The sequence below is a fragment of the Streptomyces sp. MMBL 11-1 genome (assembly GCF_028622875.1).
Taxonomy (GTDB): Bacteria; Actinomycetota; Actinomycetes; order Streptomycetales; family Streptomycetaceae; genus Streptomyces.
The window spans coordinates 79,567-91,943 of the sequence record NZ_CP117709.1; the positions used below are offsets into that span (position 1 = coordinate 79,567).

At 71.9% G+C, this 12,377-nt stretch carries 8 protein-coding genes and 1 pseudogene; 3 read left to right on the plus strand and 6 right to left on the minus strand.

Annotated features, from left to right (window positions below; genetic code table 11):
* The first annotated feature begins 11 nt into the window (after nt 1-11).
* Complete coding sequence (locus PSQ21_RS00385) at nt 12-2,225, plus strand: terpene synthase family protein (RefSeq protein ID WP_274028299.1); 2,214 nt, start codon at nt 12-14, stop codon at nt 2,223-2,225.
* Nucleotides 2,226-2,293: 68 nt separating this feature from the next.
* Here PSQ21_RS00385 and PSQ21_RS00390 read toward each other — a convergent pair whose 3' ends face one another.
* The 4 genes from PSQ21_RS00390 to PSQ21_RS00405 form a co-directional block, all read right to left on the minus strand.
* The gene (locus PSQ21_RS00390) at nt 2,294-2,851 is read right to left on the minus strand and encodes a TetR/AcrR family transcriptional regulator (protein ID WP_274028300.1); all 558 of its coding nucleotides are present in this window, start codon (nt 2,849-2,851) and stop codon (nt 2,294-2,296) included.
* A gap of 57 nt (nt 2,852-2,908) precedes the next feature.
* Nucleotides 2,909-4,168, minus strand: a complete 1,260-nt coding sequence (locus PSQ21_RS00395; RefSeq protein WP_274028302.1) for an MFS transporter — start codon at nt 4,166-4,168, stop codon at nt 2,909-2,911.
* Between the two features lie 217 nt (nt 4,169-4,385).
* Nucleotides 4,386-4,886, minus strand: coding sequence for a hypothetical protein (locus PSQ21_RS00400; RefSeq protein ID WP_003971159.1), 501 nt, complete (start codon nt 4,884-4,886; stop codon nt 4,386-4,388).
* Nucleotides 4,887-5,386: 500 nt separating this feature from the next.
* The gene (locus PSQ21_RS00405) at nt 5,387-6,385 is read right to left on the minus strand and encodes an AraC family transcriptional regulator (protein WP_274028305.1); all 999 of its coding nucleotides are present in this window, start codon (nt 6,383-6,385) and stop codon (nt 5,387-5,389) included.
* A gap of 261 nt (nt 6,386-6,646) precedes the next feature.
* On the opposite strand from PSQ21_RS00405, the gene paaK reads away from it, so the two are divergent.
* Nucleotides 6,647-7,942, plus strand: a complete 1,296-nt coding sequence (paaK, locus tag PSQ21_RS00410; RefSeq protein ID WP_274028306.1) for a phenylacetate--CoA ligase PaaK — start codon at nt 6,647-6,649, stop codon at nt 7,940-7,942.
* Between the two features lie 174 nt (nt 7,943-8,116).
* Here paaK and PSQ21_RS00415 read toward each other — a convergent pair whose 3' ends face one another.
* Nucleotides 8,117-9,616, minus strand: coding sequence for an acyl-CoA synthetase (locus PSQ21_RS00415; protein ID WP_274028307.1), 1,500 nt, complete (start codon nt 9,614-9,616; stop codon nt 8,117-8,119).
* A 153-nt stretch (nt 9,617-9,769) separates the two neighbouring features.
* Here PSQ21_RS00415 and PSQ21_RS00420 point away from each other — a divergent pair, with 153 nt between their 5' ends.
* Complete coding sequence (locus PSQ21_RS00420; RefSeq protein WP_274028308.1) at nt 9,770-12,184, plus strand: acylase; 2,415 nt, start codon at nt 9,770-9,772, stop codon at nt 12,182-12,184.
* Between the two features lie 57 nt (nt 12,185-12,241).
* Here PSQ21_RS00420 and PSQ21_RS00425 read toward each other — a convergent pair.
* Nucleotides 12,242-12,355: pseudogene (locus PSQ21_RS00425) on the minus strand (nitronate monooxygenase); the annotation flags it as partial.
* Between the last annotated feature and the right edge of the window lie 22 nt (nt 12,356-12,377).

Consider the following 12,377-nt stretch of genomic DNA (forward strand, 5'->3'; position numbering starts at 1 on the left):
GCCTGACGCACATGGCACAGCCCTTCTCACTGCCGGACTTCTATGTTCCGTATCCGGCGCGGCTCAACCCTCATGTGGAGGCGGCCCGCACGCACACCCGGGCGTGGGCCCGCTCCATGGGGATGCTGGAGGGATCCGGCATCTGGGAGGAGAAGGACCTGGAGGCGCACGACTACGCCCTTCTGTGCGCCTACACGCACCCTGACTGCTCGGCCGAGGCGCTCTCCCTGGTCACCGACTGGTACGTGTGGGTCTTCTTCTTCGACGACCACTTCCTGGAACTGTTCAAGCGCACGCCCGACCGGGAGGGCGGCAAGCGGTATCTGGACCGCCTGCCCTCCTTCATGCCGATGGAGCGCGGCGCCCCGACGCCCACGCCTTCGAACCCCGTCGAGGCGGGGCTCGCCGATCTGTGGGCGCGCACGGTCCCTTCGATGTCGGACGCCTGGCGGGCCCGGTTCGCGGAGGCGACGGAGAATCTCCTCAACGAGTCCCTGTGGGAGCTCGCCAACATCCACGAGGGCCGCATCGCGAACCCCGTCGAGTACATCGAGATGCGCCGCAAGGTAGGCGGCGCGCCCTGGTCCGCCGGTCTGGTGGAGTACGCGGCGGCCGCCGAGGTGCCCGCGTCGGTCGCCGACGCCCGCCCGCTGCGGGTGCTGCGGGACGCGTTCTCCGACGGCGTGCATCTGCGCAACGACCTCTTCTCCTACCAGCGTGAGGTGGAGGACGAGGGGGAGAACAGCAACGGCGTGCTGGTGATGGAGAAGTTCCTCGGCTGCTCCACGCAGGAGGCCGCCGACGCGGTCAACGACCTGCTGACCTCACGGCTCCAGCAGTTCGAGAACACCGCCCTGACCGAACTCGGCCCGCTCTGCGCCGAGAAGGGCCTCGACCCGGCGCAGACCGCCGCCGTGCTGGCGTACGTCAAGGGGCTCCAGGACTGGCAGTCCGGCGGCCACGAATGGCATATGCGCTCCAGTCGCTACATGAACGGCGGCGGCGCGGGCGAGGCCGTCGCCGGCTTCGGCATGTCCGCCGCCTCCATCAGGTTCACGCTCCGTTCGGAGACCGCGCGGGCCCGGAGCCAGAGCCATGTGCCGTACCAGCACGTGGGCCCCTCGCTGCTGCCGGACTTCGACCTGCCGTTCGGGACGACGCTGAGCCCGCATCTGGAGGGGGCCCGGGTCCGGCTCGTCGACTGGGCGCGGCGGATGGGCATCCTGGAGGCCCAGCCGGGCGTACCGGGTTCGCACATCTGGGACGAGGAGCGGCTCATCGCGATCGACCTGCCGCTGTGTGCGGCGGGGCTGGATCCGGACGCGACCCCGGACGAACTGGACCTGTCCTCGGGGTGGCTGGCCTGGGGGACGTACGGGGACGACTGGTTCCCGGTCGTGCACGGGCGGACCCGGGACCTGGCGGGGGCGCGGCTGGCCAACGAGCGGCTGTCGCTGTTCATGCCGCTGGACGGCGAGGGAACGCCGGAGCCGGTGAACGCCCTGGAGCGGAGTCTGGGCGACCTGTGGCGCAGGACGGCCGGTCCGATGGATCCTGGCGGTCGGCGCACCTTCCGGACCGCGATCGAGTCGATGACCGCGAGCTGGCTGTGGGAGCTGGCGAACCAGGCGCAGAACCGTATCCCCGACCCGGTGGACTACGTGGAGATGCGGCGGGCCACGTTCGGTTCGGACCTGACGATGAGCCTGTGCCGGCTCGGGCACGGCAGGAAGGTCCCGGACGAGGTCTACCGCAGCGGTCCGATGCGTTCCCTGGAGAACGCGGCGGCGGACTACGCGTGCCTGATGAACGACCTGTTCTCGTACCAGAAGGAGATCGAGTACGAGGGCGAGGTGCACAACGGCGTCCTGGTCGTGCAGAACTTCTTCGGCGTCGACTATCCGACGGGCGTGGCGATCGTGCACGACCTGATGAACTCGCGGCTGCGGCAGTTCCTGCATGTCGCCGAGGTCGAACTCCCGGTGCTGTACGACGACTTCGCCCTGGACGCCGAGGCGCGGGAGATTCTGGCGGGCTATGTGCGGGAGCTGGAGCACTGGATCGCGGGGATCTTGATCTGGCACCGGGGCTGCCGCCGCTACCGCGAGGAGGACCTGCGGCGCGGTCACGGCACGCCCTGGCACATCAGCGGTCCCACGGGGCTCGGTACGTCGGCCGCGCAGGTGACCAGGCTGATGGCCCAACTGGCGGGCAGCCCGGCGTAGTTCGTGAGGTCTCGGCCCGCCGTCCGGAGGAACGCACGGCGGGCCGGGACCGATGGCGGAACCGGCCGTCAGAGAAGTACGTGCCGGAGCACGGCTTCGAACTCCGCCGCCGTCGGCGGGGTGTCGGTCAGCAGCCCCTGGAGCAGCAGGCCGTCGATCACGCCCTTGAGCGCCCGCACCCGGACCGGGTCGTCGGTGTAGCGGCGGCCGTACGCGGCGATGGCCTCCAGCCAGTGCCGGGTGGGACCGCGCAACTCCGGGCGGCGGGCCGCGAGCAGGTACAACTCGTACTCCGCGAGCAGCCGTCCGGGGCCCTCGACGACCTTCGCCAGCAGCTCCGCCAACGCGGTGATGCCCTCGGGGCCGCCGTCCGCCTCATCGGCCAGCCGGAGCATGCGGTGCGCGTCCTGCTCCATACAGCGGGTGAGCGCGGCGACGAGCAGGTCGTCGATGCTGGTGAAGTGGTAGGCGGCGGCGGTGGCGGGCAGGCCCGCCTCGCGCGCGACCGCCCGGTGACTGACGCCGGCGACCCCTTCCCGGGCGACCACCTGCAGCGTGGCCTCGATGAGTTCCTCCTTCCGTCGCTCGCCTTTGCGCAGGCGTCCGTCGGTCTGCGGTGCGTGCACGGTGCCTCCGGGCTTCGTGGCGGGTGGGGACGGCGGGCGCGCTTCGGCTCCGGCCCGTCAGTGCGCGGACCTTCCGGGAGCCTCGGTCTGCCCCTCGGCCGGCTCCTCGGCGTCGCGGTCCGCACGCTTCCGGAGGCTTCGCTCCAGCGGACGCCGGGCGCACAGCGCCGTCAGCAGAGCGGCCGCGCCCGCGGCGACGGCGACGACGAAGCCACCGCCGGGACCGAAGCGGTCGACGATCGCTCCCGACACCGCGGCCCCGGACGCGACACCCACGCTGAGGCCGGTGATGGCCCAGGTCATGCCCTCGGTGAGTGCGGCGGGTGGCACCGTCCTCTCCACCAGCCCCATCACCACGATCATGGTAGGCGCGAAGAAGAGCCCCGGGAGGAAGACGGCGGCGGTCAGCGTGACGAGGTCCCCGACGAGCAGCAGAGGGAGGGTCGTGAGCGCCGTCCCGGCGGTGCCGAGGACGAGCAGCCGGGGCAGTGGCGTCGTGAGCCTGAGTGCCCCGAAGACCAGACCGGCGACGGCGGAACCGGCCGCGTAGACCGAGAGGACGACACCGGCGCCGGCGGGCGAGCCCTGCTGCTCGGCGAAGGAGACGCTCACGACATCGATGGTGCCGACGATGGCGCCGCCGGCCACCAGGGTGAGGGCCAGCAGGCGGAGTGCTCCGCCACGGATCGCCGAGCCGCCTCGCGGGTCGCCATCGGCCGGCCGGACCACCGGGGGTTCGGTGCGCTTCTGGGGGACGAACATGAGGACGCCGAGCACCAGCAGCACTCCGGCGACCAGCGGCCCGGCCTCGGGGAACAGGGCGGTACACAGGGCCACCGAGAGCGCGGGGCCCACGACGAAGGTGAGCTCGTCGACGACCGATTCGAGCGAGTAGGCGCTGTGCAGCCGGTCCGAGCCCTTGAGCGCGTGCGTCCAGCGGGCACGCACCATCGCCGCCATGTTGGGCATCGCGCCGGCCACCGCCGCGCAGCCGAACAGGGTCCAGTCGGGGGCCTCGTACCGGGCGCAGAGCAGCAGCGCGCCGAGCGCCATCACGCTCAGACCGGCGACGGGCGGCAGCACCCGGCTCTGGCCCCGGCGGTCGACCGCCCGGGAGATCCGCGGACCGCAGAGGGCCATGGACAGGGTGAAGGTGGCGGAGACGGCTCCGGCGAGGCCGTAGTCACCGCGCATCTGGGACACCATCGCGATGATGCCGATGCCCGCCATGGACAGGGGCATGCGGGCGACGAACCCGGCGGCGGTGAAAGCCCTCGATCCGGGCGTCCTGAACAGGACGCCATAGGGGTTGGCCATGCGTGGACCTCCGGAAGGGCGGACGTAGGCGGCCGTTCGCGGGGAACGGCCGCCCGAATCGAGCGGTCGCTACAATTTGAACGCTCGTTTCGTTTTTTTACCATAGCCCTCCCCCGGTCCGCCTCCCACCCAGCCCTATGAAGAATGGCCCGGCCCCCTCCCCGGGCAACGGAAAAGGCCGCCCGGACGGATCCGGACGGCCTTGCGCAGGGACGTTTCAGCCCTGCTGGAACAGCTCTGCGGGCAGCGGCTTGAGGAGGGTGTACAGGTCGTCGGTGATCGGCCGGTCCCAGCTGGCGATGGTCACGAGGACGCCGTCGCTGCGGTCGAACTGGACGCAGGCGATACGGCTCTCGGAGAGCTTGACGCGGCGGACGATCAGCAGGTTGTCGCCCTGCATGACGGGGACGTCCTCGGAGCTGACGACCTCGATCGGCTCGTCGTTCTCCAGGGCGAGGAGCAGTTGGGCCACCTCGAAGGGGACCTGGCCCTCCTCGGTCTCGCGGGCGGGCGAGCCTTCCGGAAGATTGCCGATGATCATCGCCGGGCCCCGGCCGCCGTACAGGTCGTAACGGAGGAAGACGCCCTGACAGCTGCCGTCGGGGGCGGGGAGCAGACCGGCGCCGAGGTTGCCGGGCCAGTCCCCGGGGTCCATGGCCAGGACGTCGAAGTCCGGGCCCGCGGGTGTTGCGGCGCTACGGCGGCGGAGGAAGGACATGCTGCCATGTTACGTGTCCCGGCTCACGTCGCGGAGCCGGGCCCGGGCCCCGCGGGACCGGGCCCGTCGCGCTCGCTCAGCCGGGCGGGGGCTCCGCTCCGGGGGTCCACACGGCGAGGAACCGAGCCCCTCCGCCGTAGGGCGAGTTCGGTGACGCCCGCCTCGGTGAGCTTCCAGCCCTCGCCCTCGTGGCGGCGGGGGGCCGAACGGCGCTGAGGGAGCCCTCCGGACCCCCTCGGTGCTGGGATACCGCTGCGGGGAGACGCCCGGCGCTGATCGTCAACGCCCCGTCGCCCATCGTCAAGGACAGGGCGGGGAAAGATCCGCAGACTGATGGGCGTCGGGATGCCCGGTGCCACGGGGGTGCGCCGTGCGCCCGACCCAACACCACCGCTCCACCGCACCTTCGTGTGCGCACGAGGTGGTGAGCAGGGTCGGTTCGCCGCCGGCACGGGGGATCCGGAGCGCAGTGCCGAGACACCGACCGTGTCCCCGGCCGCTCAGCGCACCACCGGCTCTGTCCGCCCCCGGAGCCTGGTGTGCCGGTAGTCACTGGGTGACATGCCCTGGTCGGCTCTGAACACACGGCTGAAGTGGGCGGGCACGCCGAAGCCGCACCGCGCGGCGATCGTCTGCACCGGTGTGTCGAGGAGATGGGGGTCGGCGAGGTCCCGGCGGGCCCGTTCGAGGCGTCGGCTCCGGATGAGGGCGGCCACCGTGGTGCCCTCCTGCTGGAACAGCCGGTGCAGGTGGCGGGTCGATATGTGGTGCGCGGCGGCGACGGCCGCCGGGGTGAGCTTGGGGTCGTGGAAATTGCGGCCGATGAAGGAGCGGATGGTCAGGACGAGGTTGCGGGTACGGGCCTCCGGCGACAGGGCCGCCTCCCGGTCGAGCCCACCGGCGAGCAGTCCGGCCGCCAGATCGAGCAGGACCCGGTGCAGCCGGGCCGCGTCGGCGGGGCCGTAGACGTCCGCCGGGTCCACCAGATGGGTGACGAACTGGGTGAGCAGCGCGCCGAAGCCGTGCCGGCCGGACAGCCGCCGGCCCAGCACGTCGTCCAGGGGCACGCTCGCCGGAAGGGGCAACAGCGATCGGGGGAGGTCCACCCCCACCCCCACGATCGGCTCGTCGGCGGTCCGGACGTCACAGGGTCTGGACATGTCGAGGACATAGAGGTCGTGCGTTTCGGCCGTACTGCGCAGCCCGCCCTGTTCGACGTACAGGGCCCCGCTGCCGGGCCGGACCAGCGTCATGTGGAGCAGACCCGGGTCGGACTGTCTGATCAGCCGGGGCGTACGCCGGTAGCGGGACGCCTGCAGGCGGACGGGCCACAGCAGGGTGTCCTCAACACGCAGGAGCCGGTGGTCGGCCCAGAAGTCGTCGGCGTACGGGCTGGTGATCTCCATGGGCGCGATGACGTTGTTCACGCACTGCTGCCAGCCGGCGAACCGGTCGCTCCGCTGGAGGGCATCGGTCCGGAATACCGCTTCGGTCAGCACACGCCGCCCCTCTTTCGTTCCGCGCGGCCCCGTCCCGTACCGCCGTGCTCTTCAGGATCTTGCATCAGCGACGGCGCAACAACATGCGTCGCCGGTGGACTTGGCCGCGGGCTGATCCGCCGGGAACACCGCGCGCCTCTTGCCAGCACCCCCGGCCGCCTGCATTACTGCTCCCAGGAAGATCGACCGAATGATCGGTCGCCTCCCCTTCGCGGCCCGTTCGTCACCTGCCGGTCGCCTGTTTCGGAAGGAAGGGTCCTGATGACGGCCATGCTGGACGCGACGGAACGGCTCGGCCGTGGCGAACTGGAGGCCCTGCAACTGGAGCGGCTCCGGTCCACGCTGCGCCACGCGTACGACGCCGTCCCCTTCTACCGGAGCGCCTTCGACAGCGCGGGGCTGCGGCCCGACGACTGCCGGACGCTCGCGGACCTGGCCCGGTTCCCGTTCACCGTGAAGGCCGATCTGCGGGACAACTACCCGTTCGGGATGTTCGCCGTGCCGGAACACGAGGTGCGCAGGATCCACGCCTCCAGCGGCACGACCGGACGTCCGACGGTCGTCGGGTACACCGAACGGGACCTGGACACCTGGGCGGACGTGGTGGCCCGTTCGATCCGGGCCGCGGGCGGGCGGCCCGGCCACAAGGTCCATGTGGCGTACGGATACGGGCTGTTCACCGGCGGACTCGGGGCGCACTACGGGGCGGAGCGGCTCGGCTGCACCGTGATCCCCGCGTCCGGGGGCATGACCGCGCGCCAGGTCCGGTTGATCCAGGACTTCCGGCCCGAGATCATCATGATCACGCCGTCGTACATGCTGACACTGCTGGACGAGTTCGAGCGGCAGGGCGTCGATCCGCGTTCGACGTCCCTGAAGGTCGGGATCTTCGGCGCGGAGCCGTGGACCGAGGGGATGCGCCGGGAGATCGAGGACCGGTTCGCCATCGACGCGGTCGACATATACGGGCTCTCCGAGGTGATGGGCCCGGGGGTCGCGCAGGAGTGCGTGGAGACAAAGGACGGGCTGCACATCTGGGAGGACCACTTCTACCCGGAGGTCGTGGACCCGCTCACCGGTGAGGTGCTTCCCGACGGCGAGGAGGGGGAGCTCGTCTTCACCTCGCTGACCAAGGAGGCGATGCCGGTGATCCGTTACCGTACCCGGGACCTGACGCGGCTGCTGCCGGGGACGGCGCGGACGTTCCGCCGGATGGAGAAGGTCACCGGACGCAGCGACGACATGGTGATCCTGCGCGGGGTGAACCTCTTTCCCACTCAGATCGAGGAGATCGTGCTGCGTACGCCTGCCGTCGCTCCGCATTTCCAGCTGCGGCTGACCCGGCAGGGCCGGCTCGACGCGCTCACCGTCCGGGCGGAGGCGCGGACGGACGCCACGGCGGCCGACCGGGAGAAGGCCGCCCTGGCCATCGCGGCGGCGGTGAAGGACGGTGTCGGGGTGTCGGTGGGGGTCGAGATCGTGGACCCGGAGTCGCTGGAACGCTCGGTGGGCAAGATCCGGCGGATCGTGGATCTTCGGGCGTCGGGCACCGAGTAGCACAGCCGGGAGCGTGTCCGGCCGTTCGTGCGGCGGATCGTGGATGCGGGTCGGTTGCGGCGGCCGGTTCCGGGAAGCGGTCCGGTCGCGGGGAGCGGTCCGGTTTCCGGGATGCGGTCGGTCACCGGAAGCGGCCGGTTCCTGGAAACGGCCGGTTCCTGGAAGCGGCCGGTCTCAGGCCAGCTCGTCCCGCAGTTGCCGCTTGAGGATCTTCCCGCTGGCGTTGCGCGGGAGCGACTCCACGAACACGACGCGCTTGGGCGCCTTGAACGCGGTGAGCTTCTCGCGGGCGTGGGCGATGAGTTCACTCTCGCCCGCCTCGCCGCGCAGGACGACGACGGCGGTGACGGCCTCGATCCAGCGGTCGTCGGGAAGGCCGATGACGGCGGTCTCGGCGACGGCGGGGTGGGTGTAGAGGGCGTCCTCGACCTGGCGGGAGGCGACGAGGACGCCACCGGAGTTGATGACGTCCTTGACCCGGTCGACGACGGTGAGGTAGCCCTCGGCGTCGCGGACGGCGAGGTCGCCGGAGTGGAACCAGCCGTCGCGGAAGGCCTCCGCCGTCTCCTCGGGCTTGTCCCAGTAGCCGGAGCACAGTTGGGGCGAGCGGTAGACGACCTCGCCGGGGGTGCCGTCGGCGACCTCCTCGCCCTTCTCGTCGACGACCCGGGCCTCCACGAACAGGACCGGCCGGCCGCAGGACTCCATCCGGCCCTCGTGCTCGTCGGGGCCCAGCACGGTGGCCAGGGGGCCGATCTCGCTCTGGCCGAAGCAGTTGAAGAAGGCCAGGTGCGGGAGGTGCTCGCGCAGCCGCTCCAGGACGGGGACGGGCATGACCGAGGCCCCGTAGAACGCCTTGCGCAGTCCGGCGAGGTCGCGGGTGGCGAACTCCGGGTGGTTGGCGAGACCGATCCAGACGGTGGGCGGGGCGAACAGGCTGTCGGCCAGGCCCGCTTCGACGAGGTCGAAGACCGTGGCGGCGTCCGGGGCGTCCAGGATGGTGTTCTCCGCGCCGACCGCCAGGTAGGGCAGCAGGAACACATGCATCTGGGCCGAGTGGTAGAGCGGCAGGGAGTGCACGGGCCGGTCGTTCGCGGCGAGGCCGAGCGCGGTGATCGCGCTGACGTACTCGTGGACCAGGGCCCCGTGCGTCATCATCGCGCCCTTGGGCAGCGCCGTGGTCCCGGAGGTGTACAGGAGTTGCACCAGGTCGTCGGAGGCGGGCGGGCGCCGCGGGGTGAACGCCCGTTCCGTCTCCAGGGCGTCGAGCAGCGACCCGGGCGCGTCACGCAGCGCCCGCACCGGAGGCCCGGCGGGGAGCCGCCCGGCGAGGTCCGGGTCGGTCAGCACGAGGGAGGAGCCGGACTGGTCGAGGAGGTAGGCCAGGTCGTCGCCGGTGAGGTTCTGGTTGACCGGTACATGGACGAGACCGGCCCGTGCGCAGGCGAGGAAGCCGATCAGATACGCGTCGGAGTTGTGCGCGTAGGCGGCCACCCGGTCGCCGGGGGCGAGAGCGTGCTCCTCGGTGAGGACGGCGGCGGCCGTGGAGACGGCGGCGTCCAGGGAGCGGTAGGTCCAGGCCCGGCCGGCGTACCGCACGGCGGTCGCTCCGGGGGTGCGCCGGGCGCTGCGGGTGAGGACGCCGTCGACCGTGCTGCTGCGTACACCTGTCATGGCGTGATCCTGTGCGTCCGGGCCCCGAAGGTCAAGAGGCTGGATACCGACCGGACGGTTGACAGGTCCCGGGGCTCCCTGGCTGAGTGGCGCGTGGCTGTCCGGACGGTCCGGTCAGGCCGCCGCGCCACCCGCACCGCTGGGAGGAACACCTTGACCTTACGTAAACGTCTGAGACTGTTCGGGGTCGCCGGTCTCGCCCTGTTCACCGTGACGGCGTCGCTGCCGCCGGCCGCCGCGTCCGGGGCTCAGCCGTCGCGGCACCCGTCCGGGGGCGGTCTCTCCGCCGTCATCCGGTACACGGAGTACGGCATTCCGCACATCGTGGCGAAGGACTACGCGGAGCTCGGGTTCGGCACCGGTTGGGCCCAGGCCGCCGACCAGGTGTGCACACTGGCGGACGGCTTCCTCACGGTGCGCGGGGAGCGGTCGAGGTTCTTCGGCCCGGACGCCGCCACGGACCACTCCCTCTCCTCGGCGGCGACGAACCTCTCCAGCGACCTGTACTTCCGGGGCGTCCGGGACAGCGGCACGGTGGAGAAGCTGCTCAAGGAGCCCGCGCCCGCCGGTCCGAGCCGGGACGTCAAGGAGACGATGCGGGGGTTCGCCGCCGGGTACAACGCGTGGATCGCGCAGAACCGGATCACCGACCCGGCCTGCCGGGGCGCCTCCTGGGTGCGCCCGGTGACGGCCCTGGACGTGGCAGCGCGCGGCTACGCGCTGGCGGTGCTCGGCGGCCAGGGGCGCGGCATCGACGGCATCACGGCGGCGCGACCGCCGACCGCCGCTCCCCCGGCGGCCGGGGTCACGCCCGAGGAGGCGGCGACGGCGGCGGAGCGGCTGCTGTCGACGCAGAACGCGGACATGGGTTCCAACGCGGTGGCCTTCGACGGCTCCACCACGGTGAACGGGCGCGGGCTGCTGCTCGGCAACCCGCACTACCCGTGGCAGGGCGGACGCCGGTTCTGGCAGGCTCAGCAGACGATCCCCGGCGAGCTGAACGTGTCGGGCGCGTCCCTGCTGGGCTCGACGACGATCTCGATCGGGCACAACGCCGATGTGGCGTGGAGCCATACGGTCGCCACGGGCGTCACGCTGAATTTGCATCAGCTCACCCTCGATCCGGCCGACCCGACCGCCTATCTGGTGGACGGGAAGCGGGAGCGAATGACACGGCGGACGGTGAGTGTCCCGGTGAAGGGGGCGGCCGACGTGACCCGCACCCAGTGGTGGACCCGCTACGGGCCGGTGGTCACCTCGATGGGTCCGACGCTGCCGCTGCCGTGGACGGCGAGCACGGCGTACGCGCTGAACGACCCGAACGCGACGAACATGCGGATGGCGGACACCGGTCTGGGCTTCGGCAAGGCCCGCTCCACGGGTGACGTCGAGCGTGCGCTGCACCGGTCGCAGGGCATGCCGTGGGTGAACACGATCGCGGCGGACCGGGCGGGGCACTCGTTCTTCGCCCAGTCGCAGGTGCTGCCGAGGATCACGGACGAGCTGGCGGAGCGCTGCTCGACCCCGCTGGGGCGGGCCACGTACCCCGCTTCCGGTCTCGCGGTGCTGGACGGTTCGCGGGCGGACTGCGCGCTGGGCAGCGACCCCGACGCGGTGCGGCCGGGGATCTTCGGCCCCGGCCGGATGCCGGTGCTGAAGAACCAGCCGTACGTGGAGAACTCCAACGACAGCGCGTGGCTGACCAACGCGGAGCGGCCGCTGACCGGGTACGAGCGGGTCTTCGGCACGATCGCGACGCCCCGGTCGCTGCGGACGCGCGGTGCGGTCGAGGACGTCGCGTCGATGGCGGACCGGGGCCGGCTCCGGGTCGCGGACCTTCAGCGGCAGCAGCTCGCCAACCGTGCGCCGGCCGGGGATCTGGCGGCGTCCGAGGCGGCGAAGTGGTGTGCGGCGCTGCCGGGCGGCACGGCCGTGGGGTCGGACGGGACGCGGGTCGACGTGTCGGCGGCCTGCCGGGTGCTGCGGCGCTGGGACCGGAGCGTGGACAGCGACAGCCGGGGCGCGCTGCTCTTCGACCGGTTCTGGCGGAAGGCGTCGGCGGCGCCCGCCGCCGAGCTGTGGAGGACACCGTTCGATCCGGCGGACCCGGTGCGCACCCCGCGCGACCTGAACACTGCCGCACCCGTCCTGGGCCGGGCCCTGGCGGACGCCGTGGCGGAGCTGCGGGCGGCGGGCATCGCGCTGGACGCGCCGCTGGGCGAGCACCAGTTCGTCGTGCGGAACGGCAAGCGGCTCCCGATCGGTGGCGGGACGGAGTCGCTGGGCGTCTGGAACAAGACCGAGCCGCGGTGGGACGCGGCGGGAGGCGGCTATACGGAGGTGTCGTCGGGCTCCAGCTACATCCAGGCGGTCGGCTGGGACGACAGCCGCTGCCCGGTGGCCCGGACGCTGCTGACGTACTCCCAGTCGGAGAACCCCAAGTCACCTCACTACAGCGACCAGACCAGGCTGTACGCGGGGGAGCGCTGGGTGACGTCGCGGTTCTGCGAGCGGGACATCGCGCGCTCACCGGATCTGCGGGTGGTGCGGGTGCGCGAACGGCGCTAGGGCGGGCTCGTCCGGGCCGGACGCCCTGCGCCGAGGGCGATCCCGGGCGGCCCGTTCACCGAGCACGCCGAAGCCTCCGGCCCTGGTGATGGCTGCGGCGACCTCGGGAAACGGCGCGCAGCCGAGGATGGCGTGCTCGATTCCCGGTTGCCTGCTCAGTTCGGTCTCCATGAGCGGCAGGACGCCGCAGCGG

What these genes read in the sequence shown, in the direction of transcription:
- PSQ21_RS00415 (WP_274028307.1), bottom strand. Translation starts at nt 9,616, where the DNA reads ATGACAGGTGTACGCAGCAGCACGGTCGACGGCGTCCTCACCCGCAGC.
- PSQ21_RS00385 (WP_274028299.1), top strand. Translation starts at nt 12, where the DNA reads ATGGCACAGCCCTTCTCACTGCCGGACTTCTATGTTCCGTATCCGGCG.
- PSQ21_RS00400 (WP_003971159.1), bottom strand. Translation starts at nt 4,886, where the DNA reads ATGTCCTTCCTCCGCCGCCGTAGCGCCGCAACACCCGCGGGCCCGGAC.
- paaK (WP_274028306.1), top strand. Translation starts at nt 6,647, where the DNA reads ATGACGGCCATGCTGGACGCGACGGAACGGCTCGGCCGTGGCGAACTG.
- PSQ21_RS00395 (WP_274028302.1), bottom strand. Translation starts at nt 4,168, where the DNA reads ATGGCCAACCCCTATGGCGTCCTGTTCAGGACGCCCGGATCGAGGGCT.